We start from the raw sequence: 18,743 nt of genomic DNA, 5'->3' as shown, positions 1-18,743 counted from the left end.
TTATGGCCAGGCTAGGCCGGGCGCGGCGCGGATGGAAGAGTCTCCATCATGCCGCGCCGTCCGTCGACCCGCCCGATCCGCCTGCGTCGTGGCGCGCCGTCAGTGGGCGTACCGCCGGTGTCGGCTGTGCCGCCTGGCGCCCGGGCGGCGGCATTGTGGGCAAGCCGGCCGGGGCGTACCCGCCACCCACTAGGCTGACAGCGCCAGGTCCCGCACCGGGCGGCGTCGCCGTGGCCCGCCGTCGCGGTCCGTCGAGGAGGAGTCAGCGTGTCCAGCCCCACCGAGGTGCAACGTACCCTTGTCCTGATCAAGCCGGACGCGGTCCGACGCGGCCTGGTCGGTGAGATCCTCGGCCGGTTCGAGCGCAAGGGTCTGCGGGTGGTGACCCTGACGCTGCGGGAAATGGACGAGGAGCTGGCCGACGCCCACTACGCCGACCATGTGGACAAGCCGTTCTACCCGCCGCTGAAGGAGTTCATGACCGGGGGTCCGCTGGTCGCTCTGGTGCTCGCCGGGGACCAGGCGATCGACGTCGTCCGGGGGCTCATCGGGTCGACCGACGGCCGGAAGGCGGCGGCCGGCACCATCCGTGGCGACCTGGCGCTGTCCAACCGGGAGAACCTGGTGCACGCCTCGGACTCCCCGGAGAGCGCGGCCCGGGAGATCAAACTCTGGTTCGCCGACCTGGCCTGACCGGTCGTGGCCGAGCCGGGCAGGTCCGCAGGTCCGGTCGGGCGTTCGTGTCGGCGTCGTCCGGCGGCCATCTCATCCGGTGTCTGCCGTTATGTTCCATCGATAGATCTCAGGGGCCACATCAGTTTGCCCCAGGAGGAGCTTCGATGGACTTCGTTGATCGTCGTACCGCGCTGCGGGCCGGCCTGGCCGTCGGCGCCGGACTCGCCGGCGGCGCGCTGCTCGGCGGGCCCGGCGCGGCCGCCGGTGCCGGCCGACCGGGTGCGCCGGCCTGGCGGCCCAGCGGCCGGCCGGTGCTGACCCACGGCGTGCAGAGCGGCGTCGTCGGCCCCGGGCAGTCGGTCATCTGGACCCGCGCCGACCGGCCGGGCCGGCTCGTCGTGGAGATCGGCCGCCGACCCGACCTGCGGGACGCCCGGCTGGTTCCCGGCCCGGTGCTGGACGCCGGTGGCGACTTCACCGGCAAACTGCGGCTGCGCGGGCTACCGGCGGGCGAGCGACTGCACTACCGGGTACGGGTCACGAGCCTGGACCGGCCGGGACTTGCCAGCGAACCACTGACCGGTTCCCTGGTGACCGGCCCACCCACCCGGCCGGGCCGACGCCACCGCGCCGACGTGCGGTTCGTGTGGACCGGTGACATCGCCGGCCAGGGCTGGGGGATCAGCGACGAGTTCGGCGGCATGCGGATCTTCGAGGCGATGAGCCGGTGCGCGCCGGACTTCTTCCTGTGCAGCGGCGACACCGTGTACGCCGACAACCCGCTCGCCGAGACGGTCACCCTGCCCGACGGACGGGTGTGGCGCAACCTGGTCACTCCGGAGAAGTCCAAGGTCGCCGAGACGCTCACCGAGTTCCGTGGCCAGTTCGCCTACAACCTGCTGGACCGGCACCTGCGGGCGTTCGCCGCACAGGTGCCGCAGCTCAACCAGTGGGACGACCACGAGGTCACCAACAACTGGTACCCGGGGGAGATCCTCACCGATGCCCGGTACACCGAGACCCGGGTCGACGTGCTCGCCGCCCGCGCCGCACAGGCGTTCCACGAGTGGCTGCCCACGCCGGGCGACGGTCCGCTGTACCGGGTGGTGTCGCACGGGCCGCTGCTGGACGTGTTCCTGCTGGACATGCGCACCTACAAGGACCCCAACGACGGCAACACCTACGCCGACCCGCGTCGTGGGCTGCTCGGCGCGCAGCAGCGGGCCTGGCTGATCCGGGAGCTGAAGCGGTCCACCGCGACCTGGAAGGTCATCGCCAACGACCTGCCACTGGGGCTGATCGTGCCGGACGGCGCCGCTGCCCAGGAAGGGATCGCGCAGGGCGACGACGGCGCGCCGGCCGGCCGGGAACTGGAGTTCGCCGAGATCCTCGGCGCGGCACACCGGGCCGGGGTCACCGGCATCGTGTTCCTCACCGCCGACGTGCACTACACGGCCGCGCACCACTACGACCCGGCGCGGGCCGCGGTCGGCGACTTCAGTCCGTTCTGGGAGTTCGTCTCCGGGCCGGCGCACGCCGGCGGGTTCGGCCCGAACACCCTGGACGGCACCTTCGGCCCGCAGGCGGTGTTCGTGCACGCCCCGCCGCGCGCCAACACCTCCCCGGCGGAAGGTTTCCAGCACTTCGGTGAGGTGCACATCGACGGGGCGTCGGGGGCGCTGACCGTGCACCTGCGCGACCGTGACGGTGCCTCGCTCTGGTCGACCACCCTGCCGGCGGCCGACCGCTGAACCGTACCCCGCCACGGGGGGCGGGGGCGGCGGAAACGGCTGGCGCGGTCCGCTACGCTTGGTGTCATCAGGCGACGACCCGGCCATCACCGGCGAGCCCCCGGAAGAACCGGCCGTCGATCCGGCGGCCGCAGTAGAACCGGGCGGGTCCGGCCCGTCACAGCCGGCCGACGAGCGGGCGGTCGATCACTCGACCGTCAAGCGAGGTGGTACCGCGGCCCATCGTGGGCGGCGTCCGGCCGGCGGCCGGACGCCTTCCCGGCGGGTTCGTCCTCGCAGACCACGACGACAGTGAGCTGCGCGAGGAGAACGACCACCATGGCGTACCCGATGAGCGGCCCCGTCACCGGGGCGTCCGACGGCAGCGGCGACCGGGCCGCGACCGGCGTGCCGGCCAGCCCGGACCTGCCGGCGGTGGAACGCCGGGTCCTGGAGTACTGGGCGGCGGACAAGACCTTCGAGGCCAGCGTCGACCAGCGCGACCCAGGCCCGAACGGTGCCAACGAGTACGTCTTCTACGACGGCCCGCCGTTCGCCAACGGGCTGCCGCACTACGGCCACCTGTTCACCGGCTACGTCAAGGACGTGGTGCCGCGCTACCAGACGATGCGGGGTCGGCGGGTCGAACGGCGGTTCGGGTGGGACTGCCACGGGCTGCCCGCCGAGGTCGAAGCCGAACGCCAGCTCGGCATCTCCACCAAGGCGGAGATCGTCGAGCTGGGCATGGAACGCTTCAACGAGGTGTGCCGCAGCTCGGTGCTGACCTACACCCAGGACTGGGAGCGCTACGTCACCCGCCAGGCCCGCTGGGTCGACTTCGCAAACGACTACAAGACGCTCGACCTGGACTACATGGAGAGCGTCATGTGGGCCTTCAAGGCCCTGCACGACAAGGGCCTGATCTACGAGGGCTTCCGGGTGCTGGCGTACTGCTGGCGGTGCGAGACGCCGCTGAGCAACACCGAGACCCGGATGGACGACGTCTACCGCGACCGCCAGGACCCCAGCGTCACCGTCTGGTTCGAGCTGGCCCCGGCGCAGCCCGGCGGGCCTGCGGAGCGGATCGGGGTGTGGACCACCACGCCGTGGACGCTGCCGTCGAACCTGGCCCTCGCCGTCGGCCCGGACATCGAGTACGCGGTGCTGCAGCGTGACGGGCAGCGGTACCTGCTCGGGGCGGCGCGGGTCGAGGCGTACGCCAAGGAGCTGGAGGGTTTCGAGCGGGTCGGCACGGTACGCGGGGCCGACCTGGTCGGCCGCCGCTACACTCCGCTGTTCGATTTCCTGGTCGACCAGGCCGGCCCGAATGCCTACCAGGTGCTCGGCGCGGACTTCGTCACCACCGAGGACGGTACCGGGGTGGTGCACATGGCCCCGGCGTTCGGTGAGGACGACCAGAACGTCTGCACCGCCGCCGGCATCCCGACGATCGTCACCGTCGACGACCACACCCGGTTCACCGCGCTGGTCCCGCCGTACGCCGGCGAGCAGGTGTTCGACACGAACAAGCCGATCATCCGCGAGCTGCGGGAGCGGGGTGTGCTGGTGCGCCACGACACCTACACCCACTCGTACCCGCACTGCTGGCGCTGCGACACGCCGCTGGTCTACAAGGCGGTGTCGTCGTGGTTCGTGGCCGTGTCCACCTTCCGGGACCGGATGGTGGAGCTGAACCAGCAGATCGAGTGGTCGCCGGCGCACGTCAAGGACGGCTCGTTCGGCAAGTGGCTGGCCGGTGCCCGGGACTGGTCGATCAGCCGTAACCGGTTCTGGGGCTCGCCGATCCCGGTGTGGAAGTCCGACGACCCGGCCTACCCCCGGATCGACGTCTACGGTTCGCTGGAGGAGCTGGAGCGTGACTTCGGCGTGCGCCCGGCCGACCTGCACCGGCCCACCATCGACGAGCTGACCCGGCCCAACCCGGACGACCCGACCGGCCGGTCGACGATGCGCCGGGTGCCGGAGGTACTGGACTGCTGGTTCGAGTCCGGGTCGATGCCGTTCGCCCAGGTGCACTACCCGTTCGAGAACCGGGACTGGTTCGAGCACCACTACCCGGGGGACTTCATCGTCGAGTACATCGGGCAGACCCGGGGCTGGTTCTACACCATGCACGTCCTGGCGACGGCGCTGTTCGACCGGCCGGCGTTCCGTACCTGCGTCAGCCACGGCATCCTGCTCGGCGCCGACGGACGCAAGATGAGCAAGAGCCTGCGCAACTACCCGGACGTGTACGAGGTGTTCGACACCTACGGCTCGGACGCGATGCGCTGGATGCTCATGGCGTCGCCGGTGCTGCGTGGCGGTGACATGGCGGTGGTGGAGAGCGGTGTGCGCGACGCGGTCCGCCAGGTGCTGCTGCCGCTGTGGAACGTCTGGTACTTCTTCGCGTTGTACGCCAACGCGGAGGACCACACCGCGACCCGGCGGACCGACAGCACCCACCTGCTCGATCGGTACGTGCTGGCCAAGACCGGTGAACTGGTCGACGAGGTCACCCGGCAGATGGACGGCTACGACATCTCCGGTGCCTGCGCCAGCGTGCGGACCTATCTGGACGCGTTGACCAACTGGTACGTACGGCGGTCCCGGGACCGGTTCTGGTCCGGCGACGCCGACGCCTTCGACACGCTCTACACGGTGCTGGAGACCGTGGCCCGTGTGGTCGCGCCGCTGGCGCCGCTGACCAGCGAGGAGATCTGGCGTGGGCTGACCGGGCAACGGTCGGTGCACCTGACCGACTGGCCGACGGCGGCCGAGTTCCCCGCCGACCACGACCTGGTGGCGGCGATGGACGCGGTCCGCGAGGTCTGCTCGGCCGGTCTGTCGCTGCGCAAGGCACGGGGCCTGCGGGTGCGGCTGCCGTTGCCGGCGTTGACCGTGGCCACCTCGGCGGCGGAGCGGCTGCGGCCGTTCGCCGACCTGGTCGCCGATGAGGTCAACGTCAAGGCGGTCGAGTTCACCGACGATGTGCAGACGTACTGCCAGCAGGTGCTGACCGTGGTGCCCCGGGTCCTCGGACCCCGGGTGGGCGGCCAGGTCCAGACGGTGATCAGGGCGGTGAAGGCCGGTGACTGGGAGCTGGGCGACGACGGAGCGCCGGTCGCCGCCGGGGTCCGGCTGGCCGAGGGGGAGTACGAGCTGAAGCTGGTCGCCGCCGACCCGGACAGTTCGGCACCGTTGCCGGCCGGGCAGGGGGTGGTGGTGCTGGACATCACGGTCACCCCGGAGCTGGCCGCCGAAGGCCTGGCCCGGGACCTGGTCCGGGTGATCCAGCAGGCCCGGCGCGACGCCGACCTGCGGATCACCGACCGGATCCGGGTCGCGGTCGCGGCCAGCGACGACGTCGCCGAGGCGGTACGGGCGTACCGCGACTTCGTCACCGGCGAGGTGCTCGCCGACGAGGTCACGGTCGCTCCGGTGGCCGCCGAGGGTGCCGCGCCGTCGGCGGGGTTCGTCGGCGAGGTCGGCGACGGCGAGCCGGTGTCGGTGCGGGTGGAGCGGGTCTGACCGGGCGGGTGGTGACCCCGTCCGCTACCGTGTCTGTCCGACCCACCCCACGCCTGTCCCGTCGCCGGAGGATCCGTGCCGCCGCTGTATTCGATCGGCAAGCTCACTGTCGGACCCGCGCTGCTGCTGGGCTGGCGGCCCAAGGTGGAAGGCTGGGAGAACGTCCCGAAGGCCGGTGGGGTGATCCTGGCCGCGAACCACCTGTCCGTCGCTGACGAGTACTTCCTCGGTGCGGTACTGCCCCGGCACGTGGCGTTCTGGGCCAAGGCCGAGTACTTCGACGGCACGGGATTCCGTGGGCTGCTGACCAAGGGGCTGGTGACCGGCCTCGGCGCGATCCGGGTGGAGCGCGGCGGCGGCCGGGCGGCGTTGAGCGCGTTCGACGGTGCGATCCCGTTGCTGCGGGCCGGCCGGCAGGTGGCGGTCTTCCCGGAGGGGACCCGCTCGCCCGACGGCCGGCTCTACCGGGGCCGGACCGGGGTGGCCCGGCTGGCCCTGGCCGCCGGGGTGCCGGTGGTGCCGGTGGGGATCTCCGGCACCGACGAGATCCAACCGATCGGCCAGCTCTGGCCGAAGCTCAAGCCGGGCCGGATCACCTTCCGGTTCGGTAAGCCGCTGGACTTCACCGGCCGGGGCGACGACCGGTCCGAGATGCGCCGGATCACCGACGAGGTGATGAGCGAGATCCAGCGACTCACCGGCCAGGAGTACGTACCCCGCTACGCGCCGCCACGGGCCGCTCCCGGCGGTGCTGCGGCGGCCGGTTGATCACTGCCGGTTGATCACTGCCGGCTGATCGCGTCGCCGCGCAGCCGGTAGGTCAGCTCGGCGCTCTCCTCGACGGAGCGGCGGGTGAACAGCGCCGTACCGAGGCTGCCGTGGTCCGCCCACACACAGACCACCACGTCGGTGCCGTCGACCTGCCCCGTGCCGCAGTTGAGGTGGCTGCCCCGGTCGTCGGTGTCGAACACGGTGACCGTGCCCAGTTGGTACTCGTCGGCGATCCGGCCGAGTTCGTCGTCGAGGTCACTGCCCGGTGTCATCCGGAAGCCGGTGATGCCGTAGAGCACCACCTGCTTTCCGTTGCCGTCCCGATAGACCCCGGCGAAGGTCTCCTCGGCCAGCAGATGGGCGCTGCGCATCTCGCCTTCCAGCCGGGCCACCGTCTCCTGGCTGTCGCCGTCGTCGCTCAGCCGCAGGTCGGCGAACTGCCCGGGTAGGGCGGGGCTGGCCGGATACTGGTCCCACAGCGGTTTGCCGTAGTAGGCGGGGCAGCCGCAGCAGCAGGCCACCGTCAGCAGCGTCAACAGTGACATCGTCGTCGGCCAGCGGCGACGGCGCCGGGGCCGGCGGGCGGCCGGTGGCGGACCCTTCGGTGCCGGAGGTGGTGGCGGGGCTGGTGGGGCTGGTCGGGCGGCCGGGGCCGGACGCGGCGCGGGACGTGCCAGTTGCCCGGTCGGCGGCACGGTGTACGGCGCAGGCGCTGCCACCTGCGGTGGGGGCGGTGGTGTCTGCCGGACCTGCGGCGGCGGTGCCTGCGGCGGGCGGGGCTGCTGCTGCTCGGCCTGCGGGTGACTCGGCGGCTGCGGGTGACTCGGCGGCTGCTGGGGAGCGGGCGGCTGCTGGTGGTTCGGTGGCGGGTGGCCGGTCGCCGCCCAGTCGTCAGGCGTACCGCCGGGATGGGTGACCGGCCACGGGTCGGCACCGGCCCACGGGTCCACCGGGGTCCGGGTCTCCGGGTCGTCGGACGGCAGTTCACCCGCCGGTAGGAGCAGCGTCGGATCCCGGGGCGGTGGCGGGCCGGCCGGGGCCTGGTCGCGCTGCCACCAGCGCTGCTTCGGTCGGGGCGGCGGGACCTGCGCCGCGCCACGCCACGGCGCGGGCGACGTCGGCGGTTCGTCGCCCCGGGTGCGCTCGACGGCGGTGCGGTCGACGGCGGTGCGGCCGTCGGTCGGTCGATCGGTGGTGGTGCCGTCGCCGGTGGTGCCGTCGGCGCGGACACTGTCGGGCAACGGCGTGGTCGGTGGACTGCCGACCTCGGGCGTCTGGTCCGTACGGGGATCCTCGTCCGGTTGCGGCGGCCGCATCGCAGTTGCATCTCCTCTCGGACCCGTTCGAGGTTAGTACCGCGTGGCGAACGCCGGCACTGGCGTACCGCCCGACCCCGGTCCTGCGGTTGCCCGGTCGGTGCCGCAGCGGGTACGCGTACCCTGGGTGGTTGATCCGGCGTCCGATGCGGTTTGGAGGAGGTTCGATGGGTGTCACGGCGGTCTCCGCCCCGACGGCGACCACGGGTGCGGCCCCGACGCCTGCCCGGTCGGTCTGGCCCCGGTTGGAGCCGTTGCTGCCTCAGGTCAGCAAGCCGATCCAGTACGTCGGCGGCGAACTGGGCGCGGTGACCAAGGACTGGGACGCCGCAGTGGTGCGCTGGGCGCTGATGTATCCCGACGCCTACGAGGTGGGCCTGCCCAATCAGGGTGTGCAGATCCTCTACGAGGTGCTCAACGAGCAGCCGGACGTGCTGGCCGAGCGGACGTACGCGGTCTGGCCGGACCTGGAACGGCTGATGCGTGAGCACGAGGTGCCGCAGTTCACCGTCGATGCGCACCGGCCGGTCGCCGACTTCGACGTGTTCGGCGTCTCCTTCGCCACCGAGCTGGGCTACACGAACCTGCTGACCGCGATCGACCTGGCGGGCATCCCGCTGCTGGCCGCCGACCGTACCGACGCGCACCCGGTGGTGCTGGCCGGCGGACACGCGGCGTTCAACCCGGAGCCGATCGCCGACTTCATCGACGCGGCGGTGCTCGGCGACGGCGAGGAAGCCGTCCTGGAGATCACCGCGATCGTCCGGCGGTGGAAGGCCGACGGGTCGCCCGGCGGGCGCGACGAGCTGCTGCTGCGGCTGGCCCGCACGGAGAGCGTCTACGTGCCGCGCTTCTACGACGTGGACTACCTGCCGGACGGGCGGATCCAGCGGGTCGTGCCGAACCGGGCGGACGTGCCGTTCCGGGTGCACAAGCGCACCACGATGGACCTCGACGCGTGGCCGTACCCGAAGAAGCCGATCGTGCCGCTGGCCGAGACCGTCCACGAACGCTACGCGGTGGAGATCTTCCGCGGCTGTACGCGCGGCTGCCGGTTCTGCCAGGCCGGCATGATCACCCGTCCGGTGCGGGAACGCTCCATCACCACGGTCGGCCAGATGGTCGCCGACGGGCTGGCGTATTCCGGTTTCCACGAGGTCGGTCTGCTCTCGCTCTCCTCGGCCGACCACTCGGAGATCGGTGACATGTGCTCCGGCCTGGCCGAGCAGTACGCCGGCACGAACGTGTCGCTGTCGTTGCCGTCGACCCGGGTCGACGCGTTCAACATCGACCTGGCCCAGGAGTTGTCCCGCAACGGCCGTCGCACCGGGCTGACCTTCGCTCCGGAGGGCGGCTCGGAGCGGATCCGGCGGGTCATCAACAAGATGGTCTCCGAGGAGGACCTGATCCGTACGGTGGTGACCGCGTACACCAACGGCTGGCGTCAGGTGAAGCTCTACTTCATGTGCGGGCTGCCCACCGAGACCGACGAGGACGTGCTGCAGATCGCCCGCCTCGCCCACGAGGTGATCAAGGCTGGGCGGGCGGCGACCGGGTCGAAGGACATCCGCTGCACCGTGTCGATCGGCGGGTTCGTGCCCAAGCCGCACACCCCGTTCCAGTGGGCGTCGATGCAGCGCCCGGAGGTGATCGACAATCGGCTGCGCCTGCTCAAGCAGGCGATCAACGCTGACCGCGCGCTCGGCCGGGCGATCGGTCTGCGCTACCACGACGGCGAACCGTCGCTGATCGAGGGCCTGCTGTCGCGGGGCGACCGGCGGGTCGGCGCGGTCATTCGCCGGGTCTGGGAGTCCGGCGGCCGGTTCGACGGCTGGAGCGAGCACTTCTCGTACCAGCGGTGGGTCGACGCGGCCGCCGAGACGCTGCCGGCGTACGGGGTCGACCTGGACTGGTACACGGTCCGGGAGCGGGACGCCACCGAGGTGCTGCCGTGGGACCACCTGGACTCCGGGCTGGACAAGGACTGGCTTTGGCAGGACTGGCAGGACGCGATGAGTGAGTACGAGCAGGACGACTGCCGGTGGACCCCCTGCTTCGACTGCGGGGTGTGCCCGTCGATGGACACCGAGATCCAGATCGGCCCGACCGGGCAGAAACTGCTGCCCCTGACGCCGGTGAACACCGGTCTCCGGGCCCCGGCAGCGGGCTGACTGGCGGACCTCGCCCGGCTGGGCGAGGATGACGGACATCCCTTGTCCCTTCTCGAGGAGCGTCACGATCAGCAGGAAGCCACAGCCGGAGGGCGGTCAGGCACCGGTCGTCCAGCGGATCCGGATCCGGTACGCCAAACGCGGGCCGCTGCGGTTCACGTCGCACCGTGACTTCGCCCGCGCGTTCGAGCGTGCGTTGCGCCGGGCCAACGTGCCGGTCGCCTTCTCTCAGGGGTTCACCCCGCACCCGAAGATCTCGTACGCCAGTGCCGCGCCGACCGGCGTCGCCAGCGAGGCCGAGTATCTGGAGATCGGCCTGCAGCGGGTCGTCGACCCGGACGAGCTGCGGGTGGCGCTCGACGCCGCCCTGTCACCCGGGCTCGACGTGCTGGCCGCGGTCGAGTCGGCCGGCGGCAGCCTGGCCGACCGGATCGACGCCTCGCACTGGCGGATCGAACTCGCCGGCGTCGGGTCGGCGCAGGCCGAAGCGGCGGTCGTCGCCTTCCTCACCGCCGGGGAGGTGCTCGTCGAGCGCCTCACGAAACAGGGGCGGCGTACCTTCGACGCCCGTGCCGCCGTACTGCGTATGACGGTCGCGGCCGGGGCCGCCACCCCCGCTGGACCAGGTGTCCGGCCGTCAGACGGCCTACCTTCCGAGGTCAGCTCGGTGCCGTGTGCGATACTCGACCTAGTCGTCCGGCAGGTCACCCCGTCGGTACGACCCGATGACGTCCTTTCCGGCCTGCGCGTCATGGCCGACCTGGAGCCGCCGGTGCCGCCCCGCGTGACCCGGCTAGCACAGGGAACACTGACCGCGCAGGGGGAGATCGTCGATCCGTTGGAGGCGGATCGCGTCGGACAGCCATCGGTGAACGCCAGCCGTGTTCCGGCCGGCGCTCAGTAAGCCAGACTTCGGCGGTCTGCCTCCAGGTCTTTGGCCCAACCGGGTCGGGAGCCCAGCGGTGTGACCGCCGGAACACCTTTTGCGGCAACCCTGCGTGGCAGCGCTCACCCGCGCCCGGGGCGGCCAGAACTGGAGAACGTCCAATGCTCGACAACGAGCCCGAGGGCGGGAAGCGTACCGGTGGGGAACCGGGCGACGACACCGCCGATGTGACCCGATCCGCACCCGCCCGCACCACCCGGCGGCGGACCAGCAAGGCCGCCGCAGCGGCCGAGCCGGCCGCTCCGGCCGCTCCGACAGGGGCCGGGCCGGCGGCCGGCGGCGAGGATCCGGCTCCGGACGCGCCCGCCGACGCTGGCGGGCAGGCACCGCCGGAACCGGCCGCGGCACCACGGACCCGCCGTCGCCGGGCGGTCGCGGCCGAGCCGGTCGGTGAGGTCGTCGCGGCGGAACCGACCGGGGAGGTCGTCACGCCCGCGCCGGCCGAGCCGGTGGAGCCGGTGAAGAAGGCGACCCGGGCCCGGCGCAAGAAGGCCGCTGAGCCGGCGGTGGCGGTCGAGGCCAGCGAGCCGGCCCCCGGCGCGGCGGCCGCTCCCCGGATGACGGCACCGCCGGTGGTGGAGCCGGCCGGGCCGCCCACGCCAGCCACCGAGCCGTTGGCGACCGGCCCGGCGACGGAGGCGAGCGACGACGAGGCGGTTGCCGAGGAGGTTGCCGCCCCGGCCACCCGTGGCCGGCGGCGCGGCGCCGCCACCCCGCCCGCGGTGCTGTTCATGGCCCCGGACCCGCAGACCGCACCGCCTGTGGTCGGGCGGGCCGCCGTGGTGGCGACCACTGCGCCGGCACCGGCCGCCGCCGGGACGACGGCCAGCGCCGTCCCGGTCGACACCGACACCGAGGCCGACGAGCCGGTACGGCGCCGTCGGCGTGGCCGCCGTGGTGCCGACAGCGAGGAAGCGGTGCCGCAGCCGGTGCCCGACGAGGCCGCCGCCGTGGCGGTCGACGAAACTGATGACGCGACCGACGACGACGGCGACGACGACGACACCCCGGCGGGGCGTCGGCGCCGTCGCCGGGGCCGGCGGGGCCGTGGGCGGGGCAAGGGCGGTACGGACGATGACGCCGACGTCGAGGAGGAGTCGGCGTCGGCGGATGCAGACGCGGAGGCGGCCGACGACAGCGACACCGCCGACGGTGACTCGCTGACCCGTCGGCGGCGCCGTCGGCGTCGTCGCGGATCGGGCGACGCGGAGTCGGGCGCCGAGGACGGCGTACCGACGGTGGTGAAGATCCGTGAGCCTCGGAAGAACGTCGACGAGGTGCAGGGCGTCACCGGGTCGACGCGGCTGGAGGCCAAGCGGCAGCGCCGCCGGGACGGCCGCGAGCAGCGGCGGACCCGGCCACCGATCCTGAGCGAGTCGGAGTTCCTGGCCCGCCGGGAGGCGGTCGACCGGGACATGGTGGTCCGCCAGCGTGGGGACCGGACCCAGATCGCGGTGCTGGAGGACGGCATCCTCGTCGAGCACTACGTGACCCGGGCCTCGTCCGGCACGATGGCCGGCAACGTGTATCTCGGCAGGGTGCAGAACGTGCTGCCGAGCATGGAGGCCGCCTTCGTCGACGTGGGGCGGGGCCGCAACGCCGTGCTGTACGCCGGCGAGGTCAACTGGGACGCCACCGGGCTGGAAGGGCGGGCCCGCTCGATCGAGCAGGCGCTGCGCTCCGGTGACTCGGTGCTCGTGCAGGTCACCAAGGACCCGATCGGCCACAAGGGGGCCCGGCTCACCAGCCACATCGCGCTGTCCGGGCGGCACCTGGTGTACGTACCGAACGGCAACGCCTCGGGAATCAGCCGTAAGCTGCCGGACACCGAGCGCAAGCGGCTGCGGGACATCCTGAAGAAGCTGGTGCCCGACGGCGCCGGCGTGATCGTGCGGACCGCGGCTGAGGGTGCCAGCGAGGACGAGCTGGCCCGCGACGTCAAGCGGTTGCAGGCGCAGTGGGACGACATCCAGGCCAAGGCCGGCTCCGGTGGTGCGCCGACGCTGCTGTACGAGGAGCCGGATCTGGTCATCCGGGTGGTCCGGGACCTGTTCAACGAGGATTTCCGCGAACTGGTCGTACAGGGCGACACCGCGTACGGGATGGTCGAGTCGTATCTCGCGCACGTGTCGCCGGACCTGCTGCCCCGGTTGCGCCGGCACGCCGGGGTGGCCGACGTGTTCGCCGACCGGCGGATCGACGAGCAGATCCTCAAGGGTCTGGACCGCAAGGTCTTCCTGCCTTCCGGCGGTCACCTGGTGATCGACCGGACCGAGGCGATGACCGTGATCGACGTCAACACCGGCAAGTACACCGGTGCCGGCGGCAACCTGGAGGAGACGGTCACCCGTAACAACCTGGAAGCCGCCGAGGAGATCGTCCGTCAGCTGCGGCTGCGCGACATCGGTGGCATCGTGGTGATCGACTTCATCGACATGGTGCTGGAGTCCAACCGTGAACTGGTGCTGCGCCGGCTGACCGAATGCCTGGGCCGGGACCGGACCAAACACCAGGTGACCGAGATCACCTCACTCGGGTTGGTGCAGATGACCCGCAAGCGCATCGGTGCCGGGCTGCTGGAGGCGTTCAGTGAGACCTGTGACTGCTGCAAGGGCCGCGGGCTGATCATCCACACCGAGCCGGTGCCGGAGAAGGCCCGCTCGGCCGGCGGCGGCGCGGGGGAGAAGGTCAAGGCGGTCGCCGCTGCGGCCCCGGCCGCCCCAGCTGCCCCGGCCGCGCCGACGACGGCTGCCGGTCGACGCCGGGCCCGCAAGGCCGCCGAGGTCGTACCTGAGGTCGCCGAGGCGGCGGCTGACATCATCGAGGACGTGGTCGAGGTCGCCCCGGAGGTGGCCGAGGCTGCGGCTGACGTGACCGAGTTGCCCGGTGCCGCCGCGCCAGTGGGTACCGGGCCGCAGTCGCCCGTGGTGCCGCAGACCAACGTGGCGCCGGAGCAGGCCGTGGCGCCGGAGCCGCCGGCTGCCGCCGCACCGGCCGGCCCGTCGACCGGGCCGGTCATCTCCGGGGTGATCACCGGGGTCATCGGCGGTTCTGGTGTCGTCAGCCCGCAGCCGGTCCTGGCCGCGACGGAGGACGAGGACGAGACCATGGGCTACGACCTGTCCCGGTACGAGGTGGACGAGGCGGAGCCGGTCAGCAACGGGGCGGCGTCGACCCGCCTCGCTGGGGATGGCGACCCGGATCTCGCCGGCGATCCGGACGAGGACGACCCGGAATCGGACGTCTCGGCCGGGGAGCACGCCTCCGGAGGCCGGCGCCGGGTGCGCCGAACCGGTACCCGACGTCGTACCCGCCCCTGAGCGGGGCACCGATTTGAGGGACGCCACCGGCATGGCGTAGTCTTGCCGGTGGCGTACCCGGTGCGCCAGGTTCCCGTGTGCCCGTGACCTCAAGGTCCGCCACTCTCGGTGCCGTGTCCGTACGGATCGCCGCGAGGGTGACGAACCGTCACGAACACCATCCGCCAGCGACAAACGACAGGAGTCCGCGTCCGATGTACGCGATCGTCAAGACCGGCGGCAAGCAGTACAAGGTCGCCGAGGGCGACGTGATCGAGGTCGAGAAGCTCACCGGTGCCCCCGGCGACGCGGTGGCGCTTCCCGCAGTGCTCCTCGTCGATGGCGACGACCTGGTGACCGACGCGACCGCGCTTGCCCAGGTCGCGGTGACCGGCGAGATCGCCGCGCACACCAAGGGTCCGAAGATCCGGATCCACAAGTTCAAGAACAAGACCGGCTACCACAAGCGCCAGGGTCACCGCCAGCCGCTGACCCAGGTCAAGGTGACCGGCATCTCGAACGGGAAGTAGGCACCAGACATGGCACACAAAAAGGGTGCATCCAGCTCGCGCAACGGTCGCGACTCGGAAGCCAAGCGCCTCGGTGTCAAGCGCTTCGGCGGTCAGGTCGTCAGCGCCGGTGAGATCCTGATCCGCCAGCGTGGCACCAAGTTCCACCCCGGCGACCTGGTCGGCCGGGGCGGCGACGACACGCTTTTCGCGCTGGCCGCCGGGTCGGTGCAGTTCGGCACGAAGCGTGGCCGCAAGACGGTCAACATCGTGCCGGCGGCGCAGTAGCGACTGCCGACAGCGCCGCTACGGCGGCCGCTGGCGTCGCGACGGCGACGTGTCGAGTAGAACGCGACGAGCGGGCTGCGGACCTGGTGTCCCGGCCCGCTTTGTCGTGTGCGTCGCCGTCGGCGACGACGTCCGGTCATGCTGACGCGTGGGGCGGGTGGCGGATCTGCTCCCGCAGACCGCGTGATCGAGGAGAGGATAGGGCTGTGACGACCTTCGTCGACCGGGTTGTGCTGCACGTACTGGCCGGCAACGGCGGGCACGGCTGCGTCTCGATCCACCGGGAGAAGTTCAAGCCGTTCGGTGGCCCGGACGGCGGTAACGGCGGGCATGGCGGTAGCGTCACCCTCGTCGTCGATCCGCAGGTGCACACCTTGCTGGACTTCCATTTCCGGCAGCACGCCAAGGCCGAGAACGGCAAGGGCGGCGCTGGCGGCAACCGCGACGGCGCCAAGGGTGCCGACCTGGTGCTCAAGGTGCCGAACGGGACGAGCGTGCTGACCCTCGACGGTGAGGTGCTGGCCGACCTCGTCGGCGTGGGCACCAGTCTGGAGATCGCCCGGGGTGGCCGGGGTGGTCGGGGCAACGCCGCACTGGCCAGCGCCCGACGCAAGGCCCCCGGCTTCGCCGAGCTCGGTGAGCCGGGCGAACAGCTCGACGTCGTACTGGAGCTCAAGAGCGTCGCCGACGTCGGACTGGTCGGGTTCCCCTCGGCCGGCAAGTCGTCGCTGATCTCGGTGATCTCGGCGGCCAAACCCAAGATCGCGGACTATCCGTTCACCACCCTGGTGCCGAACCTCGGCGTGGTCCGCGCCGACGAACACACCTTCACCGTCGCCGACGTGCCCGGCCTGATCCCCGGCGCGGCGACGGGCAAGGGACTCGGTCTGGAGTTCCTGCGCCACATCGAGCGGTGCGCGGTGCTGGCGCACGTGGTGGACACCGCCACGCTCGAGCCGGGGCGGGACCCGATGGCCGACATCGACGCGATCGAGGCCGAGCTGGCGGCGTACGGCGGCCTGGCCGACCGCCCCCGGTTGGTGATCCTGAACAAGATCGACGTGCCGGACGGTCGCGCGATGGCCGAGCTGGTCCGCGCCGACCTGGCCGCCCGGGGGTTGCCGGTCTTCGAGGTCTCCACGGCCACCCGGGAAGGGCTGCGGGAGCTGACCTACGCCCTGGCCGACATGGTCGCGCACGCCCGGGCGAACGCGCCGGAGCTGGAGCCGACGAGGATCGTGCTGCGCCCCGCCGCGGTCGACGACGCCGGATTCACCGTGGAGCCGCTGGCCGACGGCGAGTTCCGGATCCGCGGCACCCGGCCGGAGCGGTGGGTACGGCAGACCAACTTCGACAACGACGAGGCCGTCGGTTACCTGGCCGACCGGCTGGCGCGCCTCGGGGTGGAGGAGGCGTTGGCCAAGGCGGGAGCGGAGCCGGGTGCGCTGGTCCGGATCGGCTCGTGGGAGTTCGACTGGCGGCCTGAGCACTTCGCCGAGGTGGAGTACGTACCGGGTTCGCGGGGCACCGACGTGCGGCTGGAGGAGCCGTCGACGCGGGTGGGCGCCGCCCAGCGGCTCGCCGACCGCAAGGCACGGCGGCAGCGCTTCGAGGACGTCGCGGGCGCGTCGGCCGGTGGCGCTGGCGAGACCGCCGGGGCCGTGACCGGCGACCCGGCAGGTCCGCGAGCGAACATACCCGAAAGTAACTGAACGTTACGGTATCTGTATGGCCGGTTGATCGGCGAGTTGTCGGAGTCGGGCCTGATCCTGGCCAACTGGACGAAACCTCCAGGAAACGCGTCGCGCCTATCGTGACAGAGTGTTAATCGAGCGTCGCCCGTCCATCGACCCGGAGGTCGCCGCGCTGGTCGCGACCCAGCAGCGCGAGCTGGCCGAGGCGGCCGATGCCGGTCGGCCGGTCGTGGCGATCGGCCGACCGGGTCACGACGACGCCCGGTACCTGGTCTGCGTGGTGGACGGGCGCGCGGTGGCCTGCGGGGCCGTCCGGTCGGTGGACGGGCAGACCGCCGAGATCACCCGGATGTACGTGCGGCCGGCGTACCGGGGCCGGGGGATCGCCCGGCATCTGCTGACCGCGCTGGAGGAGTCGGCGTACGCCCTGGGCCACACGGTGTTCCGACTGGAGACGGGGAGCAACCTCACGGTCGCGCTGCGTCTGTACGCCTCGGCGGGGTACGCACAGATTCCGGCCTGCGGCGACGACCCCGCCGGCCCGTACCGCGTCTGTTTCGAAAAGCGGCTCCCCGCCGCCGCCGCATGACGGCACGTCCCGGCGACGGGGTGGCCGATGTCGGGGCAATGGTGGACGATGTCGGGCCATGAGCGATTCGCCGGTTCTGGATAGCATCGAGGCCATTGACGCGCATCTGGCGGCCGCCATCGAGCGATGGGAACGAAAACGCCGAGGGGTCCGGTTCGTGCTCTGCGACGGTGCGGACCGGGTGCAGATCCACTGCCCGGTGGACGATCTGCCGGCGAACCCGGATCCGGCTGCCTGTCGCCAGGCGGTCGAGATCTTCGCGACCGCGCTCGCCCAGCGGGCGGGGGACGGTTCGATGCTGGTGGTGCTGACCCGACCCGGGTCGAGCACGGTCACTGACCCGGACCGGGTCTGGTTCCACGCCGCGTACGACACATGCGGCAGGGTCGGGGTACGGCTGCTCGGGGTCCACCTGGTGACGCCGACGGACCGGCGGCCCATCCTGCTCGACGACGCCCTCTGGGCCAGACCGGCAGTGTAAAAGATTATTGACATCCTGTCGGGTCTTCTTTACCTTGGGGATGTCAAACTTCCTTTACACGAGGAGCGTGCGGTGTCGTACGAGGAGAAGGGCACCTGGGTGTTCCTGGTGACCACCCTGGGCACGTTCGTGGGCTACGTCGTCGCTGTCGTGCGCCGCGCCGGTGATCAGCCGCTGACCGAGGCACCGTACGTGTCGACGATGCTGTGGGCGATCGGCATCGCCGTCGTCGGCGCGATGGTCGTGCGGATCGTGGTCGAGATGGCCGCGCCCAGCGAGACCTACCAGATCGACGTGCGCGACAAGGACATCAACCGGCAAGGTGACTACGTCTCCGGGCTGATCCTGTCGGTCGGGATGGTGCTGCCGCTCGGGCTCACCCTGGCCGAGCTGGACCACTTCTGGATCGCCAACGCCATTTACGCGGTCTTCGTGGTCTCCACCTCCATCGGCGCGATCGTCAAGATCGTCGCGTACCGGCGGGGGTGGTGACGCGTGGGCAAACCGACCAGGGTGACCAACTCGATCCGGGCCCTGCGCTTCGCCAACGGCGAGATGACCCAGGCCGAGCTGGCCAAACGACTCGGCGTCACCCGGCAGACGGTGATCGCCATCGAGCAGGGCAGGTACTCGCCGTCGCTGGAGATGGCGTTCCAGATCGCCCGCGTCTTCACGGTCCCGCTCGACGCCGTCTTCCAGTACGCCGACGACGAAACCGCCTGACCGACCACCCGCTCGGCCAC

General features: G+C 71.7%; 15 protein-coding genes. 14 read left to right on the top strand and 1 reads right to left on the bottom strand.

What is annotated here, in order from left to right; translation table 11 throughout:
- The first annotated feature begins 267 nt into the window (after positions 1-267).
- The 4 genes from ndk (at position 268) to O7623_RS11840 (ending at position 6,704) form a co-directional block, all read left to right on the top strand.
- Positions 268-693 (top strand): nucleoside-diphosphate kinase, encoded by a 426-nt coding sequence (gene ndk / locus O7623_RS11855; RefSeq protein ID WP_282228666.1) that lies wholly within the window; start codon positions 268-270, stop codon positions 691-693.
- A 146-nt stretch (positions 694-839) separates the two neighbouring features.
- Positions 840-2,426, top strand: a complete 1,587-nt coding sequence (locus O7623_RS11850; protein WP_282228665.1) for an alkaline phosphatase D family protein — start codon at positions 840-842, stop codon at positions 2,424-2,426.
- Between the two features lie 330 nt (positions 2,427-2,756).
- Complete coding sequence (ileS, locus tag O7623_RS11845) at positions 2,757-5,936, top strand: isoleucine--tRNA ligase (protein ID WP_282229390.1); 3,180 nt, start codon at positions 2,757-2,759, stop codon at positions 5,934-5,936.
- Between the two features lie 75 nt (positions 5,937-6,011).
- Complete coding sequence (locus O7623_RS11840; protein WP_282228664.1) at positions 6,012-6,704, top strand: lysophospholipid acyltransferase family protein; 693 nt, start codon at positions 6,012-6,014, stop codon at positions 6,702-6,704.
- A 14-nt stretch (positions 6,705-6,718) separates the two neighbouring features.
- On the opposite strand, the gene O7623_RS11835 is transcribed toward O7623_RS11840, so the two are convergent.
- Positions 6,719-8,023, bottom strand: coding sequence for a hypothetical protein (locus tag O7623_RS11835; RefSeq protein WP_282228663.1), 1,305 nt, complete (start codon positions 8,021-8,023; stop codon positions 6,719-6,721).
- A 167-nt stretch (positions 8,024-8,190) separates the two neighbouring features.
- Between O7623_RS11835 and O7623_RS11830 the strand changes: the two genes are divergently transcribed.
- The 10 genes from O7623_RS11830 (at position 8,191) to O7623_RS11785 (ending at position 18,723) form a co-directional block, all read left to right on the top strand.
- On the top strand, positions 8,191-10,194 hold the full coding sequence (locus O7623_RS11830) for a TIGR03960 family B12-binding radical SAM protein (protein WP_282228662.1): 2,004 nt from the start codon (positions 8,191-8,193) through the stop codon (positions 10,192-10,194).
- 28 nt (positions 10,195-10,222) lie between these two features.
- The gene (locus O7623_RS11825) at positions 10,223-11,098 is read left to right on the top strand and encodes a TIGR03936 family radical SAM-associated protein (RefSeq protein WP_282228661.1); all 876 of its coding nucleotides are present in this window, start codon (positions 10,223-10,225) and stop codon (positions 11,096-11,098) included.
- A 143-nt stretch (positions 11,099-11,241) separates the two neighbouring features.
- The gene (locus O7623_RS11820) at positions 11,242-14,460 is read left to right on the top strand and encodes an Rne/Rng family ribonuclease (RefSeq protein WP_282228660.1); all 3,219 of its coding nucleotides are present in this window, start codon (positions 11,242-11,244) and stop codon (positions 14,458-14,460) included.
- 194 nt (positions 14,461-14,654) lie between these two features.
- Positions 14,655-14,969, top strand: a complete 315-nt coding sequence (rplU, locus tag O7623_RS11815) for a 50S ribosomal protein L21 (protein ID WP_282228659.1) — start codon at positions 14,655-14,657, stop codon at positions 14,967-14,969.
- A 9-nt stretch (positions 14,970-14,978) separates the two neighbouring features.
- Positions 14,979-15,236, top strand: a complete 258-nt coding sequence (rpmA, locus tag O7623_RS11810) for a 50S ribosomal protein L27 (protein ID WP_278114042.1) — start codon at positions 14,979-14,981, stop codon at positions 15,234-15,236.
- A 206-nt stretch (positions 15,237-15,442) separates the two neighbouring features.
- Positions 15,443-16,948: a GTPase ObgE gene (gene obgE, locus O7623_RS11805; protein WP_282228658.1), complete on the top strand. Its 1,506-nt coding sequence runs from the start codon at positions 15,443-15,445 to the stop codon at positions 16,946-16,948.
- Positions 16,949-17,057: 109 nt separating this feature from the next.
- Positions 17,058-17,519, top strand: coding sequence for a GNAT family N-acetyltransferase (locus tag O7623_RS11800; protein WP_282228657.1), 462 nt, complete (start codon positions 17,058-17,060; stop codon positions 17,517-17,519).
- 58 nt (positions 17,520-17,577) lie between these two features.
- Complete coding sequence (locus tag O7623_RS11795; RefSeq protein WP_282228656.1) at positions 17,578-18,000, top strand: hypothetical protein; 423 nt, start codon at positions 17,578-17,580, stop codon at positions 17,998-18,000.
- A 72-nt stretch (positions 18,001-18,072) separates the two neighbouring features.
- Positions 18,073-18,492 (top strand): hypothetical protein, encoded by a 420-nt coding sequence (locus O7623_RS11790; RefSeq protein ID WP_282228655.1) that lies wholly within the window; start codon positions 18,073-18,075, stop codon positions 18,490-18,492.
- Positions 18,493-18,495: 3 nt separating this feature from the next.
- The gene (locus tag O7623_RS11785) at positions 18,496-18,723 is read left to right on the top strand and encodes a helix-turn-helix transcriptional regulator (protein ID WP_348775140.1); all 228 of its coding nucleotides are present in this window, start codon (positions 18,496-18,498) and stop codon (positions 18,721-18,723) included.
- Positions 18,724-18,743 lie beyond the last annotated feature (20 nt).

The sequence above is a fragment of the Solwaraspora sp. WMMD791 genome (assembly GCF_029581195.1).
Lineage (GTDB): Bacteria > Actinomycetota > Actinomycetes > Mycobacteriales > Micromonosporaceae > Micromonospora_E.
This window is presented reverse-complemented; position numbering and strand designations above follow the sequence as displayed.